Origin of the sequence: Pseudomonas sp. NBRC 111139, assembly GCF_001753955.1 — a bacterium.
GTDB lineage: Bacteria > Pseudomonadota > Gammaproteobacteria > Pseudomonadales > Pseudomonadaceae > Aquipseudomonas > Aquipseudomonas alloputida.
Genome location: NZ_BCBP01000023.1, coordinates 69,052 through 91,393 on the forward strand (window position 1 = coordinate 69,052; position 22,342 = coordinate 91,393).

22 protein-coding genes are annotated in these 22,342 nt (G+C 62.6%); 13 read left to right on the forward strand and 9 right to left on the reverse strand.

Annotation, left to right across the window (positions count from 1 at the left end; genetic code table 11):
• Positions 1 to 11 precede the first annotated feature (11 nt).
• The 6 genes from nuoI to nuoN are packed head-to-tail and all read left to right on the forward strand — an operon-like array spanning position 12 to position 6,283.
• The gene (gene nuoI, locus BJQ17_RS07720) at positions 12 to 560 is read left to right on the forward strand and encodes an NADH-quinone oxidoreductase subunit NuoI (RefSeq protein ID WP_003251442.1); all 549 of its coding nucleotides are present in this window, start codon (positions 12 to 14) and stop codon (positions 558 to 560) included.
• Positions 561 to 570: 10 nt separating this feature from the next.
• Positions 571 to 1,071, forward strand: a complete 501-nt coding sequence (gene nuoJ / locus BJQ17_RS07725; protein ID WP_003251444.1) for an NADH-quinone oxidoreductase subunit J — start codon at positions 571 to 573, stop codon at positions 1,069 to 1,071.
• Between the two features lie 3 nt (positions 1,072 to 1,074).
• Entirely contained in the window at positions 1,075 to 1,383 is a 309-nt protein-coding gene (gene nuoK / locus BJQ17_RS07730; RefSeq protein ID WP_003251446.1) for an NADH-quinone oxidoreductase subunit NuoK, read from the forward strand.
• On the forward strand, positions 1,380 to 3,233 hold the full coding sequence (nuoL, locus tag BJQ17_RS07735) for an NADH-quinone oxidoreductase subunit L (protein WP_003251447.1): 1,854 nt from the start codon (positions 1,380 to 1,382) through the stop codon (positions 3,231 to 3,233). Before nuoK ends, nuoL begins: the two co-directional genes overlap by 4 nt.
• A gap of 40 nt (positions 3,234 to 3,273) precedes the next feature.
• Positions 3,274 to 4,806: an NADH-quinone oxidoreductase subunit M gene (gene nuoM / locus BJQ17_RS07740; RefSeq protein ID WP_003251448.1), complete on the forward strand. Its 1,533-nt coding sequence runs from the start codon at positions 3,274 to 3,276 to the stop codon at positions 4,804 to 4,806.
• Between the two features lie 7 nt (positions 4,807 to 4,813).
• Positions 4,814 to 6,283, forward strand: a complete 1,470-nt coding sequence (gene nuoN, locus BJQ17_RS07745) for an NADH-quinone oxidoreductase subunit NuoN (protein WP_003251449.1) — start codon at positions 4,814 to 4,816, stop codon at positions 6,281 to 6,283.
• Between the two features lie 90 nt (positions 6,284 to 6,373).
• Here nuoN and BJQ17_RS07750 read toward each other — a convergent pair whose 3' ends face one another.
• Positions 6,374 to 6,637 (reverse strand): ogr/Delta-like zinc finger family protein, encoded by a 264-nt coding sequence (locus tag BJQ17_RS07750; RefSeq protein ID WP_004576942.1) that lies wholly within the window; start codon positions 6,635 to 6,637, stop codon positions 6,374 to 6,376.
• A gap of 179 nt (positions 6,638 to 6,816) precedes the next feature.
• Here BJQ17_RS07750 and BJQ17_RS07755 point away from each other — a divergent pair, with 179 nt between their 5' ends.
• Positions 6,817 to 7,194: a helix-turn-helix domain-containing protein gene (locus tag BJQ17_RS07755; RefSeq protein ID WP_012051766.1), complete on the forward strand. Its 378-nt coding sequence runs from the start codon at positions 6,817 to 6,819 to the stop codon at positions 7,192 to 7,194.
• Here BJQ17_RS07755 and BJQ17_RS07760 read toward each other — a convergent pair.
• Genes BJQ17_RS07760 through BJQ17_RS07770 form a run of 3 tightly spaced genes read right to left on the reverse strand, consistent with a single transcriptional unit; the run spans position 7,191 to position 8,154 of the window.
• Positions 7,191 to 7,553, reverse strand: coding sequence for a hypothetical protein (locus BJQ17_RS07760; protein WP_004576943.1), 363 nt, complete (start codon positions 7,551 to 7,553; stop codon positions 7,191 to 7,193). The two genes, BJQ17_RS07755 and BJQ17_RS07760, sit on opposite strands and share 4 nt — an antisense overlap.
• On the reverse strand, positions 7,546 to 7,893 hold the full coding sequence (locus tag BJQ17_RS07765; RefSeq protein ID WP_070095841.1) for a head completion/stabilization protein: 348 nt from the start codon (positions 7,891 to 7,893) through the stop codon (positions 7,546 to 7,548). Before BJQ17_RS07765 ends, BJQ17_RS07760 begins: the two co-directional genes overlap by 8 nt.
• Before the next feature lie 12 nt (positions 7,894 to 7,905).
• Positions 7,906 to 8,154 carry a helix-turn-helix domain-containing protein gene (locus BJQ17_RS07770; protein ID WP_003251454.1) on the reverse strand — a complete coding sequence of 83 codons (249 nt, stop codon included), beginning with the start codon at positions 8,152 to 8,154 and terminating at the stop codon, positions 7,906 to 7,908.
• A 220-nt stretch (positions 8,155 to 8,374) separates the two neighbouring features.
• Here BJQ17_RS07770 and BJQ17_RS07775 point away from each other — a divergent pair, with 220 nt between their 5' ends.
• The gene (locus BJQ17_RS07775; protein ID WP_070095842.1) at positions 8,375 to 10,438 is read left to right on the forward strand and encodes a TonB-dependent receptor domain-containing protein; all 2,064 of its coding nucleotides are present in this window, start codon (positions 8,375 to 8,377) and stop codon (positions 10,436 to 10,438) included.
• Between the two features lie 103 nt (positions 10,439 to 10,541).
• Here the strand turns inward: BJQ17_RS07775 and chrR are convergent, their stop codons facing one another.
• The gene (chrR, locus tag BJQ17_RS07780) at positions 10,542 to 11,102 is read right to left on the reverse strand and encodes a class I chromate reductase ChrR (RefSeq protein WP_070095843.1); all 561 of its coding nucleotides are present in this window, start codon (positions 11,100 to 11,102) and stop codon (positions 10,542 to 10,544) included.
• Between the two features lie 156 nt (positions 11,103 to 11,258).
• On the opposite strand from chrR, the gene BJQ17_RS07785 reads away from it, so the two are divergent.
• Positions 11,259 to 11,477 (forward strand): hypothetical protein, encoded by a 219-nt coding sequence (locus BJQ17_RS07785; RefSeq protein WP_003251457.1) that lies wholly within the window; start codon positions 11,259 to 11,261, stop codon positions 11,475 to 11,477.
• Here the strand turns inward: BJQ17_RS07785 and BJQ17_RS07790 are convergent.
• The 4 genes from BJQ17_RS07790 to BJQ17_RS07805 form a co-directional block, all read right to left on the reverse strand.
• Complete coding sequence (locus BJQ17_RS07790) at positions 11,461 to 13,710, reverse strand: Orn/Lys/Arg decarboxylase N-terminal domain-containing protein (RefSeq protein ID WP_070095844.1); 2,250 nt, start codon at positions 13,708 to 13,710, stop codon at positions 11,461 to 11,463. The genes BJQ17_RS07785 and BJQ17_RS07790 overlap by 17 nt on opposite strands.
• A 265-nt stretch (positions 13,711 to 13,975) precedes the next feature.
• A complete protein-coding gene (gene dnaQ / locus BJQ17_RS07795) occupies positions 13,976 to 14,734 on the reverse strand; it encodes a DNA polymerase III subunit epsilon (RefSeq protein WP_070095845.1) in 759 nt (252 codons plus the stop codon).
• A 50-nt stretch (positions 14,735 to 14,784) separates the two neighbouring features.
• On the reverse strand, positions 14,785 to 15,231 hold the full coding sequence (rnhA, locus tag BJQ17_RS07800; protein WP_003251460.1) for a ribonuclease HI: 447 nt from the start codon (positions 15,229 to 15,231) through the stop codon (positions 14,785 to 14,787).
• A 15-nt stretch (positions 15,232 to 15,246) separates the two neighbouring features.
• Complete coding sequence (locus BJQ17_RS07805) at positions 15,247 to 16,020, reverse strand: class I SAM-dependent methyltransferase (protein ID WP_003251461.1); 774 nt, start codon at positions 16,018 to 16,020, stop codon at positions 15,247 to 15,249.
• A gap of 85 nt (positions 16,021 to 16,105) precedes the next feature.
• On the opposite strand from BJQ17_RS07805, the gene gloB reads away from it, so the two are divergent.
• From gloB to BJQ17_RS07825, 4 genes are all read left to right on the forward strand, one after another.
• Entirely contained in the window at positions 16,106 to 16,885 is a 780-nt protein-coding gene (gene gloB / locus BJQ17_RS07810; protein WP_004576947.1) for a hydroxyacylglutathione hydrolase, read from the forward strand.
• Between the two features lie 100 nt (positions 16,886 to 16,985).
• On the forward strand, positions 16,986 to 18,413 hold the full coding sequence (locus BJQ17_RS07815; protein WP_070095846.1) for a lytic transglycosylase domain-containing protein: 1,428 nt from the start codon (positions 16,986 to 16,988) through the stop codon (positions 18,411 to 18,413).
• A gap of 267 nt (positions 18,414 to 18,680) precedes the next feature.
• Positions 18,681 to 20,510: an extracellular solute-binding protein gene (locus BJQ17_RS07820; RefSeq protein ID WP_041168382.1), complete on the forward strand. Its 1,830-nt coding sequence runs from the start codon at positions 18,681 to 18,683 to the stop codon at positions 20,508 to 20,510.
• On the forward strand, positions 20,507 to 22,342 hold the full coding sequence (locus BJQ17_RS07825) for an extracellular solute-binding protein (RefSeq protein ID WP_070095847.1): 1,836 nt from the start codon (positions 20,507 to 20,509) through the stop codon (positions 22,340 to 22,342). Before BJQ17_RS07820 ends, BJQ17_RS07825 begins: the two co-directional genes overlap by 4 nt.

Here is a 22,342-nt window from a genome sequence, read left to right on the forward strand (position 1 = left end):
GGATTTGACCCATGTTCAAGTATATCGGCGACATCGTTAAGGGCACCGGCACCCAGCTGCGCAGCCTGGCAATGGTGTTCTCCCACGGGTTCCGCAAGCGCGACACCCTGCAGTACCCCGAAGAACCCGTGTACCTGCCGCCGCGCTACCGCGGCCGCATCGTCCTCACCCGCGACCCCGATGGCGAGGAGCGCTGCGTAGCGTGCAACCTCTGCGCGGTGGCCTGCCCGGTTGGCTGCATTTCGCTGCAGAAGGCCGAGACAGAGGACGGCCGCTGGTACCCGGAGTTCTTCCGCATCAACTTCTCGCGTTGCATTTTCTGCGGCCTGTGTGAAGAAGCGTGCCCGACCACCGCGATCCAGCTGACTCCGGATTTCGAAATGGCCGAGTTCAAGCGTCAGGACCTGGTGTACGAGAAAGAAGATCTGCTGATCTCCGGCCCCGGCAAGAACCCTGACTACAACTTCTACCGTGTTGCGGGTATGGCAATCGCTGGCAAGCCGAAGGGCTCTGCACAGAACGAAGCCGAGCCGATCAACGTGAAGAGCTTGCTCCCATAAGGACAGAAAGATGGAATTCGCTTTCTACTTCGCATCCGGGATCGCCGTGGTCTCCACCCTTCGGGTGGTAACTGGCACCAACCCCGTGCACGCCTTGCTTTACCTGATCATTTCGCTGATTTCCGTGGCCATGATCTTCTTCGCCCTGGGTGCGCCGTTTGCCGGCGCCCTGGAAGTGATCGCCTACGCCGGCGCCATCATGGTGCTGTTCGTGTTCGTGGTGATGATGCTCAACCTCGGGCCGGCTTCGGTCGCCCAGGAACGGGGCTGGCTCAAGCCCGGTATCTGGGCAGGGCCGGTGATCCTCGGCACCCTGCTGCTGGCGGAGCTGCTGTACGTCCTGTTCGTCGCCCCGAGCGGCGCCGGCATCAGCGGTACCACCGTGGGCCCGAAAGCCGTGGGCATCAGCCTGTTCGGCCCGTACCTGCTGGTGGTCGAACTGGCGTCGATGCTGCTGCTGGCTGCAGCCGTCACCGCCTTCCACCTGGGCCGCAACGAGGCGAAGGAGTAAATCATGGGTGCTATCCCTCTCGAGCATGGTCTGGCGGTCGCCGGCATCCTGTTCTGCTTAGGTCTGGTTGGCCTGATGGTCCGCCGCAACATCCTCTTCGTGCTCATGAGTCTGGAAGTCATGATGAACGCCTCTGCCCTGGCGTTCGTCGTCGCCGGTGCCCGTTGGGTCCAACCCGACGGCCAGGTGATGTTCATTCTGGTGATCAGCCTGGCAGCCGCCGAGGCCAGCATTGGCCTGGCCATCCTGCTGCAGCTGTATCGCCGCTTCCACACTCTCGACATCGATGCTGCCAGTGAGATGCGCGGATGAACCTTCTCTTCCTGACTTTCGTCTTTCCCCTCATCGGCTTCCTGCTGCTGTCGTTCTCGCGCGGACGGTTCTCGGAGAACCTGTCCGCCCTGATCGGCGTCGGCTCGGTAGGCCTGTCGGCCGCCACGGCCGCTTACGTCATCTGGCAGTTCAACGTCGCCCCGCCTGAGGGCGGCGCGTACAGCCAGCTGCTGTGGCAGTGGATGTCGGTGGACGGCTTCGCGCCGAACTTCACCCTGTACCTGGACGGCCTGTCGGTCACCATGCTCGGTGTGGTGACCGGTGTCGGCTTCCTGATCCACCTGTTCGCATCCTGGTACATGCGTGGCGAAGCCGGCTACTCGCGCTTCTTCTCGTACACCAACCTGTTCATCGCCAGCATGCTGTTCCTGATCCTTGGCGATAACCTGCTGTTCATCTACTTCGGCTGGGAAGGCGTGGGCCTGTGCTCGTACCTGTTGATCGGTTTCTACTACAGCAACCGCAACAACGGTAACGCGGCACTCAAGGCATTCATCGTCACCCGTATCGGCGACGTGTTCATGGCCATCGGCCTGTTCATCCTGTTCGCCCAGCTGGGCACCCTGAACGTGCAGGAACTGCTGGTGCTGGCACCGCAGAAGTTCCAGGCTGGCGACACCTGGATGGTGCTGGCCACGCTGATGCTGCTGGGTGGTGCGGTCGGTAAATCGGCACAGCTGCCACTGCAGACCTGGCTGGCCGACGCCATGGCGGGCCCGACTCCGGTTTCGGCACTGATCCACGCCGCAACCATGGTGACCGCGGGCGTGTACCTGATCGCCCGTACCAACGGCCTGTTCCTGCTGGCGCCGGACATCCTGCACCTTGTTGGTGTGGTCGGTGGCGTGACCCTGGTACTGGCAGGCTTCGCTGCGCTGGTACAGACCGATATCAAGCGTATCCTCGCCTACTCGACCATGAGCCAGATCGGCTACATGTTCCTGGCCCTGGGCGTGGGTGCCTGGGACGCGGCGATCTTCCACCTGATGACCCACGCCTTCTTCAAGGCCCTGCTGTTCCTTGCCTCCGGTGCGGTGATCGTTGCCTGCCACCACGAGCAGAACATCTTCAAGATGGGCGGCCTGTGGAAGAAGCTGCCGCTGGCCTACGCCAGCTTCGTGGTCGGTGGTGCGGCACTGGCGGCCCTGCCGATCGTGACCGTGGGCTTCTACTCCAAGGACGAGATCCTCTGGGAAGCCTTCGCCAGCGGCAACACCGGCCTGCTGTATGCCGGCCTGGTAGGCGCGTTCATGACCTCGCTGTACACCTTCCGCCTGATCTTCATCGCCTTCCACGGCGAAGCCAAGACCGAAGCCCACGCGGGCCACGGCATCAGCCACTGGCTGCCGCTGGGCGTGCTGATCGTGCTGTCGACCTTCGTCGGCGCCTGGATCACCCCGCCGCTGGCCGGTGTGCTGCCAGAAAGCGCCGGCCATGCCGGTGGCGAAGCCAAGCACGCGCTGGAGATCACCTCGGGTGCCATCGCCATCGCCGGTATCCTGCTGGCCGCCCTGCTGTTCCTGGGCAAGCGCCGCTTCGTCAGCGCCGTCGCCAACAGTGGCATCGGTCGCGTCCTGTCGGCCTGGTGGTTCGCTGCCTGGGGCTTCGACTGGATCTACGACAAGCTTTTCGTCAAACCGTACCTGCTGATCAGCCACATCCTGCGCAAGGACCCGGTTGACCGCACCATCGGCCTGATTCCTCGGATGGCGCGTGGTGGCCACGTGGCCATGAGCAAGACCGAGACTGGCCAACTGCGCTGGTACACCGCCTCTATCGCCGTGGGTGCCGTGCTGGTGCTCGGTGCCGTGGTAGTGGCTGCGGTATGACTATGAATCTTGCGACTTTGCCAAAGGAAACCAACCCGTCATGATTTTGCCTTGGCTGATCCTGATCCCCTTCATCGGCGGCTTCCTGTGCTGGCTGGGTGAGCGCTTCGGCGCCACCCTGCCGCGCTGGATCGCGCTGCTTACCATGTCCCTGCTGCTTGGCATCGGCCTGTGGCTGTGGGGTACCGGCGACTACACCCTTGCTCCCGCCCCGGGCGCCGAACCGGCCTGGGCCCTGGAATACAAAGTCCAGTGGATCCAGCGCTTCGGCATCAGCATCCACCTGGCCCTTGATGGCCTGTCGCTGCTGATGATCCTGCTCACCGGCCTGCTCGGTGTGCTGTCGGTACTGTGTTCCTGGAAAGAGATCCAGCGCCACGTCGGCTTCTTCCACCTCAACCTGATGTGGATCCTCGGCGGCGTGGTCGGTGTGTTCCTGGCCCTGGACCTGTTCCTGTTCTTCTTCTTCTGGGAAATGATGCTGGTGCCGATGTACTTCCTCATCGCGCTCTGGGGTCACAGCTCGGCAGACGGCAAGAAGACCCGGATCTACGCGGCGACCAAGTTCTTCATCTTCACCCAGGCCAGCGGCCTGATCATGCTGGTGGCGATCCTGGGCCTGGTGCTGGTCAACTACAACACCACTGGCGTGCTCACCTTCAACTACAGCGACCTGCTCAAGGCCGAGTTGCCTGCCGGTGTCGAGTACGTGCTGATGCTGGGCTTCTTCATCGCCTTCGCGGTGAAGCTGCCGGTGGTGCCGTTCCACTCCTGGCTGCCTGACGCTCACGCCCAGGCACCGACCGCAGGCTCGGTGGACCTGGCGGGTATCTTGCTGAAGACCGCGGCCTACGGCCTGCTGCGCTTCGCCCTGCCGCTGTTCCCGAACGCCTCGGCCGAGTTCGCGCCGATCGCCATGACCCTGGGCCTGATCGGTATCTTCTACGGTGCCTTCCTGGCCTTCGCACAAACCGACATCAAGCGCCTGATCGCCTTCTCCAGCGTCTCGCACATGGGCTTCGTGCTGATCGGTATCTACTCCGGCAGCCAGCAGGCCCTGCAAGGTGCGGTGATCCAGATGCTGGCCCACGGCCTGTCGGCTGCGGCACTGTTCATCCTGTCTGGCCAGCTGTACGAGCGCCTGCACACCCGTGACATGCGCCAGATGGGTGGCCTGTGGCACCGCATCGCTTACCTGCCGGCCATCAGCCTGTTCTTCGCAGCGGCATCGCTGGGCCTGCCAGGCACCGGCAACTTCGTCGGCGAGTTCCTGATCCTGATCGGCAGCTTCGTGCATGTACCGTGGATCACCGTGATTGCCACCACCGGCCTGGTGTTCGGTTCGGTGTACTCGCTGATCATGATCCACCGCGCCTACTTCGGCCCGGCCAAGACCGACACCGTGCTGGCCGGCATGGACGGTCGCGAACTGATCATGGTTCTGGGTCTGGCGGTATTGCTGATCCTGCTGGGCGTGTATCCGCAGCCGTTCCTCGACACCTCTGCCGCCACCATGAGTGGTGTGCAGCAGTGGCTCGGATCCGCTTTCACTCAACTCGCTTCGGCCCGGTAAGAGCGCTATGGAATTCACCACTCAACACTTCATCGCATTGGCGCCGATGCTGATCACCACCATCACCACGGTGGTGGTGATGCTGGCGATCGCCTGGAAGCGCAACCACTCGCAGACCTTCCTGCTGTCCACCGTGGGCCTGAACCTGGCCCTGCTGTCGCTCCTGCCGGCGCTTAAGGTCGCGCCGCTGGCGGTCACCTCGCTGATCACCATCGACAAATTCGCCTGCCTGTACATGGCGATCATCCTCATCGCGACGCTGGCCTGCGTCACCCTTGCCCACGCCTACCTCGGCGAGGGTTCCAAGGGTTTCCCGGGCAACCGTGAAGAACTGTACCTGTTGCTGCTGATGTCGGCCCTCGGTGGCCTGGTGCTGGTCAGCGCCAACCACCTGGCCGGCTTGTTCATCGGCCTGGAGCTGCTGTCGGTACCGGTCTACGGCCTGGTGGCGTATGCCTTCTTCAACAAGCGATCGCTGGAAGCCGGCATCAAGTACATGGTGCTGTCGGCCGCAGGCTCGGCTTTCCTGCTGTTCGGCATGGCCCTGCTGTACGCCGACGCCGGCAGCCTGAGCTTCGACCAGATCGGCAAAGCCCTGGCTACCACCAGCATGCCAAGCCTGGTGGCCCAGCTGGGCCTGGGCATGATGCTGGTCGGCCTGGCCTTCAAGCTGTCGCTGGTGCCGTTCCATCTGTGGACCCCGGACGTGTACGAAGGCGCTCCGGCGCCGGTCGCCGCGTTCCTGGCAACCGCCAGCAAGGTGGCAGTATTCGCCGTTGTCGTACGCCTGTTCATGCTCTCCCCTGCTGCCAGCAGCGGCGTGCTCAGCACCGTACTGGCGGTGATTGCCGTAGCCTCGATCCTGATTGGTAACCTGCTGGCGCTGACCCAGAGCAACCTCAAGCGTCTGCTGGGTTACTCGTCCATCGCCCACTTCGGTTACCTGGTCATCGCGTTGGTCGCCAGCAAGGGCCTGGCCCTGGAAGCCATGGGCGTTTACCTGGTCACCTACGTGATCACCAGCCTGGGCGCCTTCGGCGTCATCACCCTGATGTCCTCGCCATACGGCGGCCGTGACGCCGATGCACTGTACGAGTACCGCGGCCTGTTCTGGCGCCGCCCGTACCTGACAGCGGTACTGACCGTGATGATGCTGTCGCTGGCGGGTATCCCGCTGACCGCCGGCTTCATCGGCAAGTTCTACATCATCGCTACCGGCGTCGAATCGCACCTGTGGTGGTTGGTCGGTGCACTGGTGATCGGTAGCGCCATCGGCGTGTACTATTACCTGCGCGTCATGGTTACCCTGTACCTGGTCGAGCCGAATCTGCGTCGTCACGACGCCCCGCTGAAGTGGGAACAGCGCACCGGCGGCGTCATGCTGCTGGCTATCGCCATTCTCGCTTTCGTACTGGGCGTGTACCCGCAGCCCCTGCTGGAACTGGTTCAGCAAGCGGGCCTGCAACTGATCGGTTGATCACCCCGGCAGCCCCGGTAACAGAAAACACCCCGCCTAGGCGGGGTGTTTTTTTATCTGCACGTTTTGCTACCTGCGCCCAATGGTGCCTCACTCACTCGGGCAGCCCTGGCCTGCGCCCGGCAAGGCGGCCTTGCGCAAATCACCATTGGCCGAAGGCAGGTACACTTCCGGATTGGGCATGCCGCTGGGGGAGAGTTCATGGGTCATTTCGAATTCGGCGCGCACTGACCAGCCACACGCCTCGGTGGTGCATTGCAAATAAGCGATTCGCAGGAAAATATGGCGCCCTTCGCTAGTACGTATGCGCATCCGGCTGTGGCAATGCGGGCAAACCAGCTTGTAAGTACTCACGGCAAGTACCTGCTAGCATTGCCCAGGCTAGCCTGTGTATCAGTATTGGCTGCAACTGTGGGTGTATTCTTCAATTTGATGGTTCTCATTGCAGAAGTGCTCCTTAAAACGCAGGGCTGTATTCATAACGAGTAGTTTAAGCCCATGGAATATCATTAAACCAGTCATGGATATTTGTTATGAGTACTCACATACTTGCTGAGGTGCTCACCCGCCTTAAGCTTCTCACTGGCGCAAACACAGATGCCGAGCTGTCACGTGCACTGTCGGTCAGCCCGCAAACGCTGAGCAGCTGGAAGGTTCGCGAAAGCATCCCTTACTCACTTTGCATAGACATCGCCAAAAAGCATGCATGCTCACTGGACTGGCTATTGCTGGGCCATGCCGAGCACAACGCCGCACCAAGTGATGCGGGTTGGGAGTGCGACATGCTCGAACGGCTGCGCACGCTCTCGCACAGCGATCGCCAGGCCATCCTGCTGTTCATCAAGGACAAGCAGCGCATCCAGCAGTTGGAACAGCAACTGAGTGAGCTCGGCGTCGCAACCAATGGCTAACCCCGACGGCGCCAGCGCTGGATAAGCTCGCGCGGGTCGAGTGTATCCAGCCAGACCATGACCTTGAGGCTGATGGGGATCACCACCACAGCGGCCACGAATGCCGACATGCCCCGAGTCAGCAAAGGCACCAATGACGAAACCAGTGGCTCAAACAAATGGCCCACGCCCACGGTCACGAATACCAGCAGGAGTTTCTTGGCCAGTGTCAGGCGCCTGGTCTCATTGGTGATCAATCGATCGCGTGCCGCGCTCACCAGCAATGCCCCCAGCAACGCGGCGAACAACACATCGCCATCCACCCCCAGGAACGCCACCAATGCCGAGGTCAAACTGTCTAAAACAGGTCGCTCAGGCATGGGCTTGCCCTCCGCGCGGAACAGGCAGGCAGGCGGTTGCCCCCAAGCTATACATGACCGCCGCTTCGACAAAACGGATGTAGCACACCCGCAAGGCACGCCCATGATCATGCCCGGCCACATCCTCGAGGCGCTTGTAGCCCCGCTCTCGCAGCACTGACCGCCAGCGGGCGAATTCGCGTGCTGCCTCGATAGCAGCGCAGCGCGCGGCCACTTCCAAAGCAGCATCACTGACAGCCCGCGGCAGTTGCAGATGCTCACGCAAACTGCCCAAATCCACTCGCGGCCAGAACGGGTCATGGCAATCGACAAAGCGCGGTAGCCGAGGATCGTTGCTCATGCTCTACCCCCCTTACTGCTCGGCCAGCATGCCGTAGCGAATGGCCTTGATCACAGCTGCCACCCGGGTAGGCACTTCAAATTTGCGCAGGATGTTGGACACGTGAAAGTTCACCGTCGACTCCTTGCATTCAAGGATCTGGCCGATCTCCCACGAGCTCTTGCCATAAGCACACCACAACAGCACTTGCTGTTCACGTGGCGTCAGGCGAACCGGGGCGTCCGCCAAGGGTTGCTGCGAGTGTCGAGCGTTGTCAGTCATGTTTGAACTCCACGGGTGATTGAGCGAGGCATTACTGCCTACCTGCAGTCACCTTACGAAGCACAGGCCACCCACCTCCACCGCCGTGGTTTGTAAAGAACTTTCGTACAAGACCGTATGACGAAGGTTACGCACGATTTGCTGACTTTCTGCGTGCTCCAAGCCGCATTTCGCTCGTCTCAACGCCGTTGTCCATTCGCCTTTCGCCTGGAGTCGTACAATGCGTTCCGATTTACCCCTCTCGTCCTGCCTCGGTCTGCTGGCGGCCTTGGCTGCTACTCAGCCCGCTCTGGGGGCATCCTCGGTCGAATTGGGCCGAGTGCTGATCACCGATGAGGAGCAGAACGAGCTGACGGCAGCCAGCGAGCGCCTGCGTGAAATACCGGGAGCCAGCAACCTGGTGGACATGCAGCGCGTGGGGCAAGGCCGAGTGGCCAGCAACCAGGACGTGCTGGCCTACCAGCCTGGGGTGTTCGCCCAATCGGCAGGCAACGACGGCATCAAGCTGTCGATACGCGGCTCGGGCCTCAACCGCGCGCCGGGGGCGCACGGTTCCGGCGTTTACACGATGTTCGACGGCCTGCCGCTGACCGGCCCGGGCGGCACGCCTTACGAATTGTTCGAACCGCTGTGGCTGAGCCGTGCCGAAGTGCTGCGTGGCGCCAATGGCTTTGACCAAGGCTCCCTGGCCTTGGGCGGTGCCATCAACTACGTCACCCACACCGGCTACGACGCGCCTGCACTGCAAGTACGCTACGAGGTCGGTAGCCGCGGCTACCAGCATCGGCACATCAGTTCGGGCCAGGTGCTGGGCAATCTCGACTATTACGTGGCCCTGACCGACTCGGAATATGACGGCTACCAGGCGCACAGCAGCGGCAGCGCCAAGGGCATTGCCGCCAATGTCGGTTACCGCTTCAACCCCGACCTGGAAACCCGCTTCTACCTGCGCTACCGGGAAACTGAAAACGAACTGCCTGGGCGCCTGACCAAAGACCAGATCAAGCACCACCCACGCGCGGCCAACCCCAACTATCTGGCACGCGACGACAGCCGCCCGCAACCAGGCAGCACCTGGGTGGGCAACAAGACCACCTTCTACCTCGACGACGAGGCGCGCCTGGAAGCCGGCCTGGTCTATCACGACTACCCGATGGACCTGCGCGAAGGCCCCATGCGCCTGAAGGTCGCCTATACCGATGTCAGCGGTACGCTGAACTATTTCCGCCGCGACACACTGTTCGGGCGCGAGAGCAAGACCACCGTCGGTTGGCGTACCACCAAGCACCTGCCAAACAGCGGCGCTTCGCAATTTACCCGCAATGGCGATGTGTTCGGCGAGCGCACCCGTGACTTCACCTACCAGGGCTCGGACACCGTGCTGCATGTTGGCAACGATCTGGAACTGGTCCCCAACCTGTGGCTGAGCACCGGCCTGGCCATGATCTACACACGCCGCGAAAGTGACGTGACCTACCCCGCTGAAGGCGGCAAGGTGAGCATGCATGACTGGGACTATGCACCCCGCCTGGGGCTGCGCTACGACATCCGCCCGGACTTGCAGGTGTACGGCAACCTGAGCCGCTCGGTAGAGCCGCCCCATCCCTGGGCCCTGATCTGGAGTGCGCCCACAGCGAACCAACCGATCGAAATGCAAAACCAGACCGCCACCACACTGGAATTGGGCACACGCGGCGAATCGGCATTGGGGCATTGGGACCTAGCGTGGTACTACTCGCAGGTTCGCCATGAATTGCTGGCGGTGGAAATCGTGCAAGGCGCCCCGGCCAAGGAATTCAACGCCAGCGCTACCGTGCACCAAGGCGTGGAAGCCGGCCTCGACAGCACCCTGTGGGAACGCGCGGGCACTGGCAAGCTGAGCTTGCGCCAGGCCTACACCTTCAGCGACTTCCACTACCGTGATGACGACACGTTTGGCGACAACCGTCTGCCCGGCATCCCCATGCACTACTACCAGGCCGAGCTGCGCTATGACTGGCCGAGCGGCTTCTATGCCGGGGTCAACACACAAATGGCTTCGAAGGTGCAGGTGGACTACGCCAATAGCTACCACGCCGATGAATATGCCTTGCTCGGCGCACGCGTTGGCTGGGACTCACCGAAACAGGACTGGCAGACCTGGCTGGACCTGCGCAACCTGACCAACCAGCGCTATGCAGCGACCGTGACGCCGGCCTACAACGACGCTGGCAAGGACAATGCCCGTTCGACACCGGGCGAAGGATTTGGCGTATATGCCGGGGTTTCCTACAGCTTCCGCTGACGGGTAGGCGCGGATTTACCTGCGAATGCGTCGGCAAATTCAATGCCGCATTCGCGGGTAAACCCGCGCCTACACGGGGGCGCTGCACAGCATCATTCGGGGCTCAGACCGCCCTGTTCAACTTCACCCATGAAGCAAACCTGTCGACAAACGCCTGCAAGAACGGTCGCGTCTTGTCGTTGAGCTTGCCCGAATCCTCGAACAAGCTCGCCGCACCGCCAAGGTAAGCCTCGGGCATCTGCATGCAGGGCATGTCGAGAAACACCAGCGACTGGCGCACCGCATGGTTGGCGCCAAAGCCACCAATCGCCCCCGGCGACACACTCACCACCGCCGTCGGCTTGCCGCTCCAGGCACTTTGCCCGTAAGGACGCGAACCCACATCGATGGCATTTTTCAGGCAGCCTGGCACCGAGCGGTTGTATTCCGGGGTGACGAACAACACCGCATCACTGTGGCGGATTTCATCGCGAAAACGCTTCCAGGTTTCCGGCGGTGCCTCGGCTTCGATATCTTCGTTGTACAGCGGCAGGTCGCCAATCTCGACGATCTTCAGCGCAAGGCTGGACGGCGCCAGCTCCGAAAGTGCGCGGGCGACCTTGCGGTTGTAGGACTCCTTGCGCAAGCTGCCCACGACGACTGCTACCGAATACACCTGGCTCATGGCAATTCCAACCTTTGCGGGTTAAATAGACGTTGTAGTTATAGATGACCGTTCTCCAGTGCCTAAGTTTTTTTTCCGCAGGGCGAAAACTTCCGCGTCTGTTTCACGGTCTATGCCTTCATACATTTCCTACGTAATTCAGAGGTTTCCACCCAAATGGCAGCAGTAATGGTCGGCCAATTCCACGCCCGTGACGCCGAAGGCCGCATCTACCCCGTGCACGAGTTTCAGGAATCCACCCTGCAACTCGACGGCAGCACGCTGGGCGCCCCCATCACCACCTACCGCCTGGCCATCGGCGACAAGGTCAACCACCTGGGTGATAACCGTTTCGAACTGGCACGCTCCGGCGTCGAGATCACGCGCATTCCGTGATGCAATCCACCGTGTAGCGGCCCCCTTCGTGCTGCAGGCCGTGCACATCGGCGACAAACCCGGGAAAGCCCTGGTTGAATGCTCGGGCGAATGCCAAGTAGTCCAGGATCGAGCGGGTCGCCTCGGTGAACCGCTCACCCGGCATGATCAACGGAATGCCAGGCGGGTACGGCACCAGCATCACTGCCGCCACACGCCCCAGCAGCGCCTCGATCGGTACCGCCTCCACCTCGCCACGCACCATCTTGTCATAGGCCTGGGCCGGGCTTACGGCCACCTCCGGCAAACGAGTGAACAGCCGCTTCAGCTGCTTGGCCGTGGCATTGACGCGGTAGCAGTCATGTAACTGGTCGCACAGGTCGCGCAGGCCCATGCCCTGGTAGCGGAGGGCGTCGGCAGCCCCCACACTTGGCAGGCAATTGCTGAGCGGGGTGTTGCCGTCATAGTGGCGCTTGAACTCCAGCAGTTCGGTGAGCAAGGTGCTCCACTTGCCCTTGGTGATGCCCATGGAAAACAGCACCAGAAAGCTGTACAGGCCGGTTTTTTCCACCACCAGCCCGCGCTCCCAGAGAAACTTGCTGACTACTGCCGCCGGGATGCCGTGCGCGCCCAGTACACCATCAGCGCTCAGGCCCGGCATCACCAAAGTCACTTTCAGCGGGTCGAGCAGCACATAGTCGGCCGCCACTTCACCAAAACCATGCCATTGCGCCCCCGGCTGCAACAACCAGTCCTGCGCGGCCAGACGGGGGATGCCCTCGGCACTTGGCGGCTGCCAGATGCTGAACCACCAGTCCTCTGCGGCAATGTGCTCACGCAGGTTGGCCAGGGCACGACGAAAACTCAACGCCTCGTCGAACATCTCCTGCAGCAGCGAGCGCCCGGCCGGCCCTTCCATCATGGCCGAAGCCACATCCAGCGAGGCGAGAATGCTGTACTGCGGCGAGGTAGAGATGTGCATCATGAACGCTTCGTTGAAACGGTCCCGGTCCAGCTGCCGCCTGGCCCCGTCCTGCACATGAATCATCGAAGCCTGGCTGAACGCCGCGAGCAGCTTGTGGGTGGAATGGGTACTGAACACCAACGGGCTGTCTGCCGCGCAGGCGGTGCCCATGGCGTAGCGCCCGGTGAAAAAGTCGTGGAACGCGGCATAGGCAAACCAGGCCTCGTCGAAGTGCAGCACCTCGACACTGGCACCCAGGGCCTGCTTGATCAGCCCGGCGTGGTAACACAGCCCGTCGTAGGTGGAGTTGGTCACTACCGCCAGCTTGATACGCTGCCCACGATCACGGGCAAGGGGGTTGGCCTGAATCTTCGCGGCGATCGCCTCGGGGCTGAACTCGCTGAGCGGGATCGGGCCGATGATGCCCAGTTCGTTGCGCTCCGGGCACAGGTACAGCGGGATGGCACCCGTCATGATGATCGCGTGCACCACCGACTTGTGGCAGTTGCGGTCCACCAGCACCAGGTCGTCACGACCGACCATGGCGTGCCAGACGATCTTGTTGGCCGTGGAGGTACCATTGATGACGAAGAAGGTGTGGTCGGCGCCGAAGTTGCGCGCCGCCCTGGCCTCGGCTTCGGCCAGCGGGCCTGTGTGGTCGAGCAGCGAACCCAGCTCCGGCACGGAAACGGACAGGTCCGAGCGCAGGGTGTTTTCCCCGAAGAACTGGTGAAAGGCTTGGCCTACCGGGCTTTTATGATAGGCCACACCGCCACCATGGCCCGGGGTGTGCCAGGAGTAGTTGGACTGCGCGGTGTGCTGCACCAGCGCCTTGAAGAACGGCGGCAGCAGGCCGTCGAGGTAGGTGTGTGCAGCACGCGCCACCTGGCGGGCGAGAAACGGCACGGTGTCTTCGAACAGGTAAAGGATGCCACGCAGCTGGTTGAGCTCGCTCATGGCTTCGGCGGGGGCATTTTCCAGGGTCACCTGCTCGCCCAGGGCGAAGATCGGCAGGTTGGGTGCACGCAGGCGGGCCAGGCCAATCAGCTCGGCCATGTTCTGCAGTAAATGGGTATTCTCGCCAGCGCCTTCGGCCGCGATGAGCATGCAGGCCAGGCCGTGGTGGGTGGCGGCGACCAGGCGCGCTTCGGCGTGGTCAGCGGCGGCGAGAATGGCAAAGCCATCCTGGCGCAATTCCTCGGCGATGCCCCGCACGCGCTCGCCGGCAACACTGTCGGCCTTGATGGCGCGGTGGACGATGAGGATCGGGAACTTGAGGTCCTTGTACATCAGGTGGCTACCTCCGAAGGACGTGGCGTCCATTTCAGGGTAGTTGAGCCTTGTATTGCCTGTACTGGACCTTTCGCGGGTAAACCCGCTCCTGCTGGGCACCGGTCGGTGATTGGACACAGGCGTCGTAGGAGCGGGTTTACCCGCGAAAGGGCCGGGCCTGCTGGCCAATCTGCCCCCGCCATTCACCGCCGCAGCCGCCACCGTATTCGGCAGGTAAACCCGCGCCTACAACGATCTCCACTTCATGTTGCAGGGCGAAAGATCAGCCGGCTGGCGTCTCAGTCAGGGCCTGCCACAGCGAAGGCCCACCCGCCGACTTGGCAATGGCCGCCAGCCGCTCGGCATGCGCCTCCAGCTCTTCAGCGCTGGCCATGATCACCCGCCCTGGCGCACGCCCGACAATCCGGCGGATCTCGCTGCCGCCAGCGCCCTGCCCGTCCTCTTCGGCATCTGCGCCATTCCCAGCCAACGACAGGCTGGTCTGGCCACCGGTCATTGCCAGGTAAACGTCGGCCAGCAGTTCCGAGTCGAGCAGTGCGCCGTGCAACTCACGGCCCGAGTTGTCGATGTCGTAGCGTTTGCACAGCGCATCCAGGCTGTTGCGCTGCCCCGGGTGGCGCGAACGTGCCAGCAACAGGGTGTCCAGAATGGTGCAGTGCTGCGAAATGTCAGCACGGTCCTGCTGGCCCAGCAAGGCGAATTCGTTGTTGATGAAACCAACGTCGAACGCCGCGTTGTGGATGACCAGCGTGGCACCCTGGATGAACTGGAAGAACTCCTCGGCGACATCGCCAAAGCGGGGCTTGCCGACCAGGAAGGCATCCGTGATGCCGTGAACGTTGATCGCGCCCTCGTCACTCTCGCGGTCGGGCTGCAGGTAGACGTGGAAGTGCCGCCCGGTCAGGCGCCGGCCGATGACCTCGACACAGCCGATCTCGATGATCCGGTGGCCTTCGCCAAGCGGCATACCCGTGGTTTCGGTATCGAGAATGACGAACCGTTTATCTTGCTGCTGCTCCACGCGGGCGCTCCAACTTGCATCCGTTACAAAGGTCGCGATTGTACCCCAGCTCAACGCTGGGCGCGCACCTCATCGACCCCACGGTTGGCCAGCTGGTCGGCGCGTTCGTTGCCGGGGTGGCCGATATGGCCGCGTACCCACTTCCAGGTCACCTTGTGGCGGTTGACCTGCTCATCGAGCTGCTGCCACAAGTCAGCGTTCTTCACCGGCTCCTTGGCGGCGGTCTTCCAGCCGCGCTTCTTCCAGTTGACCATCCATTCGTTGATGCCCTTCATCACGTACTGCGAGTCGGTGGTCAGCACCACCTCGCATTCACGTTTGAGCGACATCAGGCCCTGGATCGCGGCCATCAGCTCCATGCGGTTGTTGGTGGTCTCACGTTCGCCGCCCCACAGTTCCTTCTCGACGCCCTTGTAGATCATCAGCACGCCCCAGCCACCCGGGCCAGGGTTGCCCTTGCAGGCACCATCAGTAAACATCTCGACGCTATCGCTCATGTACCACTCTTGAATTCAGTGCTTGTCAGTTTCGGGGTTGGCTGCGGTGCGGTTGACTTTCGCCAGTGGCAGCGGCAGCAGCTTGCCCATTGGCTCGCGGCGTTCCGGCCGCAAAGGCCGCAGGCCTACCACCATCTTGCGCGCCACCAGCAGGTACACCCCGCCACCGGAGCCCTGCCAGCCGCCGGCCAGTCGCTCCCAGCCCTCCAGGCGTTGCTGCCAGGCAGGTGAGGCAAGCGGCGGACGATAGCACCCGAAGCGGCGTTTCTCCAGCGCGAAGCCCAGCAGGTTGAGCCAGTCGCCCACCCGGGACGGCGAGATGCAGCGCGCCTTGCGCAGAGCACCGTGACTGAAGAAATGGCGCATGCCCCAGCTGCTCCAGGGGTTGATCCCCACGATCAGCAGGTGCCCGCCCGGGCGGACGGCACTGGCGGCCTCGCGCAGCAGGCCATGGGGCGACAGGCAGAAGTCCAGGCCATGCTGCAGCACCACCACATCGGCAGCGTGCTCGCTCAACGGCCAGGCCTGTTCTTCGCAGACAATCTCCACACCCGGCAAGGGCGCACCAAGGCGCACGTTACGCTGCACCTGGGGGGCTCTGGGCGGTGGCTCGGCGCAGGGCCCGTAATGCACGAGATAGCCGCCAAAGAAGCGCCCGAGCTCTTCTTCCAGCAGTTTGTCCTCCTCCTTGAGCATCAGTTGCCCAAGTGGGCCGTTGAACCACTCACGGGCCAGGCTGATCAGCTCGACCCAGTCCGGGTCGGCCTGTGCAAAAGCTTGGTCGGTCATTGCGCTCTCCCTCGAAGGTTCTCCCACCGCGCCATCGCGGCTAAGATGCCCTCATGTGCCACGCTAGGCGAATCGGATCCGCACCATGATACAGATCGATGCTCTCCCCGCTTTCTCCGACAACTACATCTGGTTGTTACAGGATACTGCCAAACGCCGTTGTGCGGTGGTCGACCCGGGCGATGCCGGCCCGGTGGAGCGCTGGCTGGCTGCCAACCCCGAATGGGTGCTGAGCGACATCCTCGTCACCCACCACCACAATGACCATGTCGGCGGTGTGGAGCGGCTCAGGCAATTGACCGGCGCACGGGTCTGTGGCCCCGCCAACGAACGCATTCCCGGCCGCGACCTGGCACTGGACGAAGGCGACAGGGTGGACGTGCTGGGTGTGACTTTCCAGGTGCTGGCGGTACCCGGCCACACCCTGGGGCATATCGCCTTCTTCAGCGACCAGCCAGCAACGCCCATCCTGTTCAGTGGCGATACCCTGTTCGCCGCCGGTTGCGGGCGCATGTTCGAAGGTACACCCGAACAGATGCAGCCTGCCCTCGCCCGCCTGGCGGCCCTGCCAGAGCAGACAGCAGTGTACTGCGCCCATGAGTACACCCTCAGCAACCTGCGTTTCGCCAAGGCGGTGGAACCGACCAACCCGCACGTTCAACAACGGTTCGAGGACGTTAGCCGTTTGCGCGCCGAAAATCGCATCAGTTTGCCATCAACGATCGGCCTGGAGCGCCTGACCAACCCCTTTCTGCGTACCTCTGAAACATTAGTTAAACAAAAAGCAGACGAATGGAAGGGACATTCAAACACCACGCATGTCGCTGTTTTTGCTGCCTTGAGGTCTTGGAAGGACACCTTCTGATAACCGCAAGATATATCGCAAGTGATGGTCAAAGGTTGACCAGGCCCGGAGCGGTTTCTAGAATCGCCGAACTTTTTCGCCCGGATACCTGTATCAGCCGATGTCTTCCCGTAGCCGCAGAACCTCTCATTCCGTCGCCCTGACGCGCCTGGCCCAAATCAGTGCGCTGGCCCTGGCCGCCACCTTGGTGGGCTGCCAGAGCACCCGTCAGCTCGACGAATCCGATAGCGTTCGCGCGCACAACTACCAGGCGCGGATCAAGCACAAGCCTTCTCCGCTGCTGGTCAAGCCGGCCGAGCAGGCGCCGCAGGATGTCTGGGAGCGCATGCGCCAGGGCTTCGCCCTGCAGGACAGCATCGACGTCAACCCGCGCATCGAACAGCAGCGCTTGTGGTTCGCCAGCAACCCGACCTTCATCGAAAGCGCCGGGGAACGTGGCAGCCTCTACCTGCACTACATCGTCGAGCGCCTTGAAGAACGCGACATGCCGCTGGAACTGGCCCTGCTGCCAGCCATCGAAAGTGCCTACAACCCCATGGCCTACTCACGCGCCAGCGCTGCCGGCATGTGGCAGTTCATGCCGGCTACCGGTCGCCACTTCAACCTGCGCCAGACCAACTTCTATGACGGCCGCCGCGATGTCACCGCGTCGACCAACGCCGCGCTGGACTACCTGACCCGCCTGCACGACATGTTCAACGGCGACTGGCTGTTGGCCCTGGCGGCCTACAATGCCGGCGAAGGCACCGTCAGCCGAGCCATCGAGCGCAACGAAAGGCTCGGCCTGCCGACCGACTACTGGAACCTGCCGCTGCCACAGGAAACCCGCGACTACGTACCCAAGTTGCTGGCATTGTCGCAGGTGGTGTCCACGCCAGAAGCCTATGGTGTCAATCTCACCCCGATCGCCAACGAACCGTACTTCGAAGCGGTGGCGATCAATGACCGCCTGGACCTTACCCGGGTCGCGGCCTTTGCCAACATCGACGAGGACGAGCTGATCCAGCTCAACCCGGCATTCAAGAAACGCATGACCGTCGATGGCCCGAAACAGCTGCTGGTGCCCACCGCCAAGGCGCAGTTGCTCAGTGCCAGCCTGTCCAACCTCAACCCGGAGCAACTGGTCAGCCTGCAACCGCCGAAAGCAGCGTTTGCCCGGGCCGTGGCCGAAGCCAAGGCACCGACGGCGCGCAGCTACCGGGTCAAGCGTGGCGATAACCTGAGCGCCATCGCCAAGGTCAACCGTGTGTCGGTCAAGGACATCAAGCGCTGGAACCGTTTGTCCGGCAACAGTCTGCGTGCTGGCCAGGTTCTGGCCCTGCGCGGTGGCAGTGCACCGAGCGCCGCCGGCAACCGGGTTGCCGCCTCCGGAAAGCGCTCCACGCAATACAAGGTCCGCAAGGGCGATTCCCTGTACCTGGTGGCCAAGCGCTTCAATGTGGAAATGAAGCACCTCAAGCGCTGGAACCCACGCAGCGGCCATGCCCTCAAGCCAGGCCAGACCCTGACCGTCTACCTCGGACATTGATCCCGCAACCAGGGCCCTCACGCGGCCTTGTGAGAGCGGCCTGGTGTCGCGATAGGGGCGCGGAGCGGCCCCAGTGTTTCAACTTTTCAGCATAAACTGCCGGGGCTGCTGCGCAGCCCTTTCGCGACACAAGGCCGCTCCCACAGGTACCGTGGCACCTGTTGCCCCCGGCTTGGGGCCCGCACCTTCAAAACCTCTCTTTTTCCAACCCCACCAAGCTGTTACTGTACTCGATCAAAGCCCAACGCCTCTGGATCGGATGCCGACTTGATACGTCCCCTCCTGCTGTCACTCAGCCTGGCCTTGAGCTTTCCCGCAGCCGCGATGGTGAGCGAAAGCCACGGATACGCGCAGTTCGGCACGCTCAAGTACCCGGCCACCTTCACCCACTTCGACTGGGTCAACCCGCAAGCGCCCAAGGGCGGCACGTTGCGGGCCATGGCTTTTGGTACCTTCGACACGCTCAACCCCTACACCTTCAAAGGGTCGAGCCCGATTACCACGCCCAATTTCCAGCAGTACGGCATCAGTGAGCTGAACGAGCCACTGATGGTCGGCACGGGCCAGTACGACCCGTCCGGTGACGAGCCAACCTCCAGCTACGGCCTGATCGCCCGCTCGGTGGAGTACAGCGAGGACCGCAGCTGGGTGGTGTTCAACCTGCGCCCCGAAGCCCGCTGGCATGACGGCCAGCCCATCACCTCGGCTGACGTGGCCTTCTCGTACCGCACGCTGCTCAAGGATGGCCACCCGATCTACCGCACCAACCTGCAGGAAGTGCAGCGGGTAGACATCCTCGGCCCGCTACGCATCCGCTTCGTGTTCAAACGCGCCGGCAACCCGCTGCTGATCCTGCGTCTGGGCGAAATGCCGGTGCTGCCCAAACACTACTGGCAGAAGCGCGACTTCAAGGCCACCACCTTCGAGCCCCCGTTGGGCAGCGGCCCCTACCGCATCACCCAGGTACAACCCGGACGACGCCTGGTGTTTGAACGGGTGAAGAACTACTGGGGCAAAGACCTGGCGGTCAACCGTGGCAAGTACAATTTCAATCGGGTCGAATACGAGTTCTATCGCGACGCGACGGTGGCCTTCGAAGCCTTCAAGGCCGGCGAGTTCGACATCTATATCGAGCACCAGGCAAAAAACTGGGCCAACGGATACAACTTCCCTGCCGTGCGCCGGGGTGAAGTGATCAAGGCACAAATCCCGCACAGCATCCCCACGCAAACACAGGGCCTGTTCATGAACAGCCGCCGGGCCGCATTCAGTGACCCGCGGGTACGCCAGGCGCTGGGGCTGATGCTGGACTTCGAGTGGACCAACCGCGCGCTGTTCAGCAGCGCCTACCGCCGCTCGACCAGCTACTACCCCAACAGCGAGTTCGCCGCCAGCGGCCTGCCCACCGGCAAGGAGTGGCTGCTGCTGGCGCCGTTCCGTGACCAGTTGCCGGCCAAGCTGTTCAGCGAACCGTACAAGGTCAGCCACACCGATGGCCGTGGCATTAGCCGTCAGACCCTGCGCCAGGCCTTGGGCCTGCTCGCTGAAGCCGGGTGGAAGCTGAACGGCCAGCGCCTGGTCGACAGCAAGGGCCAGCAGCTGCGCATGGAGCTGCTGTTGGTAAACCCCAACCTTGAACGCATCCTGCAACCTTATGTCGAAAACCTGTCCAGCATCGGCATCGATGCGCGCTTGCGCACCGTGGACCGTGCCCAGTACAAACAACGCCTGGACCAGTTCGATTTCGACATGATTCTGATGACCCTGAACCAGACCCTCAGCCCCGGCCTCGAACAGTGGCTGTATTTCCATTCCAGCCAGGCCGCGACAAAGGGCAGCAAGAACTATGCTGGGGTCAAGGACCCGGTGGTCGACCACCTGCTCGACACCCTGCTCGCCGCCCGCACCCGCGATGACCAGGTCGCCGCTGCCCGCGCCCTGGACCGCGTGCTTTCATGGCACTACTACATGATCCCCAACTGGTACCTCGACAACCATCGCCTGGCCTACCGCAACCGGTTCGCCTTCGTCACCACGCCGCCCTACACCCTTGGGCTGAACAGCTGGTGGATCAAGACTTCGGAGAAAGCCCAATGACGCCAACGCACCGTCTGCGCCGGCTGGCAGGCAGCCTGTTGCTCGCCTGCCTGAGCCTTCCCGCGCTGGCCGCACCGCAGCACGCGCTCACCCTTTACGACGAGCCACCCAAGTACCCCGCCGACTTCAAGCACTTCGACTACGTCAACCCGGATGCGCCCAAGGGCGGCACCTTCCGCCAGTCCAGCTTCGGCGGGTTCGACAGCCTCAACCCGTTCATCAACAAAGGCGTGGCGGCCGAGAACATCGGTATTATCTATGACACCCTGATGCGCCAGAGCCAGGATGAACCGTTCACCGAATACGGCCTGGTGGCCGGCAAGATCGAAAAGGCCCCGGACAACAGCTGGGTACGCTTCTACCTGCGCCCCGAAGCGCGCTTCCATGACGGCCATCCGATGCGCGCCGACGACGTGGTGTTCACGTTCAACGCCCTGATCAAGGATGGCGCCCCGCTGTACCGCCAGTACTACGCCGACGTCGCCGAAGTGGTCGCCGAAGATCCACTCAAGGTGCTGTTCAAGTTCAAGCACAAGAACAACCGCGAGCTGCCATTGATTCTCGGCCAGCTGCCGGTACTGCCCAAGCACTGGTACGAAAACCGCGAGTTCAACCGCGGCAACCTGGAAATCCCGTTGGGCAGCGGCCCGTACAAGGTCGCCGAGGTCAAGGCCGGGCGCTCGGTGCGCTACGAGCGGGTCAAGGACTACTGGGCAAAGGACCTGCCCATCAACCGCGGCTTCTACAACTTCGATGCCATGACGTTCGACGCCTACCGCGACACCACCGTCGCCCTGGAGGCCCTCAAGGCCGGGGCATTCGACTATGGCCTGGAAGTCAGTGCAAAGAACTGGGCCACCGCTTACAACGTGCCCGCCGTGCGCGACGGCCGGCTGATCAAGGAAGAGCTGCCCAACGGCAACCCCACCGGTATGCAGGGCTTCATTTTCAACATCCGCCGCCCGGTATTCCAAGATGTGCGTGTGCGCCAGGCCCTGAGCCTGCTGCTGGACTACGAGTGGACCAACAAGCAGCTGTTCAACGGCGCCTACACCCGTACCGGCAGCTACTTCGACAACTCGGAAATGGCCGCCCACGGCCTACCCAGCCCCAACGAGCTGAAAATCCTCGAACCACTGCGCGGCAAAGTGCCCGAGCAAGTATTTACCGAGGTCTTCCACAACCCGGTCAGTGACGGCAGCGGCATGATCCGCGAGCAACAGCGCCAAGCCTACAAGCTGTTGCAGGAAGCCGGCTGGAAAATCGTCGACGACAAGATGGTCGACGCCCAAGGCAAGCCGGCAAGCATCGAGTTCCTGCTGGCGCAGACCGAGTTCGAACGCATTCTGCTGCCGTTCAAGCGCAACCTTGCCGACCTCGGTATCGAGCTGAACATTCGCCGCGTCGACGTTTCGCAGTACATCACCCGCCTGCGCTCGCGTGACTACGACATGATCGTTGGCGGCTACCCGCAATCCAACTCGCCAGGCAACGAGCAGCGCGAGTTCTGGTCCAGCGCCGCCGCCGACAACCCCGGCAGCCGCAACTTCATCGGCCTGCGCGACCCGGCCATCGACCAACTGGTGGACCAGTTGATCAACGCCGACTCGCGCCAGAGCCTGATCGACCACTGCCGCGCCCTCGACCGCGTGTTGCTGTGGGGCTACTACGTGATACCCAACTGGCACATCAAGACCTGGCGTGTGGCCTACTGGAACCACATCGGCCACCCGAGCGTGTCGCCCAAGTACGACATCGGCATCGACACCTGGTGGATCAAGCCCGGTGTAACCCCGGCGGTCAGCGAAGCGCCTGCGGACGAGGCCAATTAA

Coding starts and splice junctions, on each gene's coding strand:
- nuoI (WP_003251442.1), top strand. CDS start 12: ATGTTCAAGTATATCGGCGACATCGTTAAGGGCACCGGCACCCAGCTG.
- nuoJ (WP_003251444.1), top strand. CDS start 571: ATGGAATTCGCTTTCTACTTCGCATCCGGGATCGCCGTGGTCTCCACC.
- nuoK (WP_003251446.1), top strand. CDS start 1,075: ATGGGTGCTATCCCTCTCGAGCATGGTCTGGCGGTCGCCGGCATCCTG.
- nuoL (WP_003251447.1), top strand. CDS start 1,380: ATGAACCTTCTCTTCCTGACTTTCGTCTTTCCCCTCATCGGCTTCCTG.
- nuoM (WP_003251448.1), top strand. CDS start 3,274: ATGATTTTGCCTTGGCTGATCCTGATCCCCTTCATCGGCGGCTTCCTG.
- nuoN (WP_003251449.1), top strand. CDS start 4,814: ATGGAATTCACCACTCAACACTTCATCGCATTGGCGCCGATGCTGATC.
- BJQ17_RS07755 (WP_012051766.1), top strand. CDS start 6,817: ATGAGTACTCACATACTTGCTGAGGTGCTCACCCGCCTTAAGCTTCTC.
- BJQ17_RS07760 (WP_004576943.1), bottom strand. CDS start 7,553: ATGCCTGAGCGACCTGTTTTAGACAGTTTGACCTCGGCATTGGTGGCG.
- BJQ17_RS07765 (WP_070095841.1), bottom strand. CDS start 7,893: ATGAGCAACGATCCTCGGCTACCGCGCTTTGTCGATTGCCATGACCCG.
- BJQ17_RS07770 (WP_003251454.1), bottom strand. CDS start 8,154: ATGACTGACAACGCTCGACACTCGCAGCAACCCTTGGCGGACGCCCCG.
- BJQ17_RS07775 (WP_070095842.1), top strand. CDS start 8,375: ATGCGTTCCGATTTACCCCTCTCGTCCTGCCTCGGTCTGCTGGCGGCC.
- chrR (WP_070095843.1), bottom strand. CDS start 11,102: ATGAGCCAGGTGTATTCGGTAGCAGTCGTCGTGGGCAGCTTGCGCAAG.
- BJQ17_RS07785 (WP_003251457.1), top strand. CDS start 11,259: ATGGCAGCAGTAATGGTCGGCCAATTCCACGCCCGTGACGCCGAAGGC.
- BJQ17_RS07790 (WP_070095844.1), bottom strand. CDS start 13,710: ATGTACAAGGACCTCAAGTTCCCGATCCTCATCGTCCACCGCGCCATC.
- rnhA (WP_003251460.1), bottom strand. CDS start 15,231: ATGAGCGATAGCGTCGAGATGTTTACTGATGGTGCCTGCAAGGGCAAC.
- BJQ17_RS07805 (WP_003251461.1), bottom strand. CDS start 16,020: ATGACCGACCAAGCTTTTGCACAGGCCGACCCGGACTGGGTCGAGCTG.
- gloB (WP_004576947.1), top strand. CDS start 16,106: ATGATACAGATCGATGCTCTCCCCGCTTTCTCCGACAACTACATCTGG.
- BJQ17_RS07815 (WP_070095846.1), top strand. CDS start 16,986: ATGTCTTCCCGTAGCCGCAGAACCTCTCATTCCGTCGCCCTGACGCGC.
- BJQ17_RS07825 (WP_070095847.1), top strand. CDS start 20,507: ATGACGCCAACGCACCGTCTGCGCCGGCTGGCAGGCAGCCTGTTGCTC.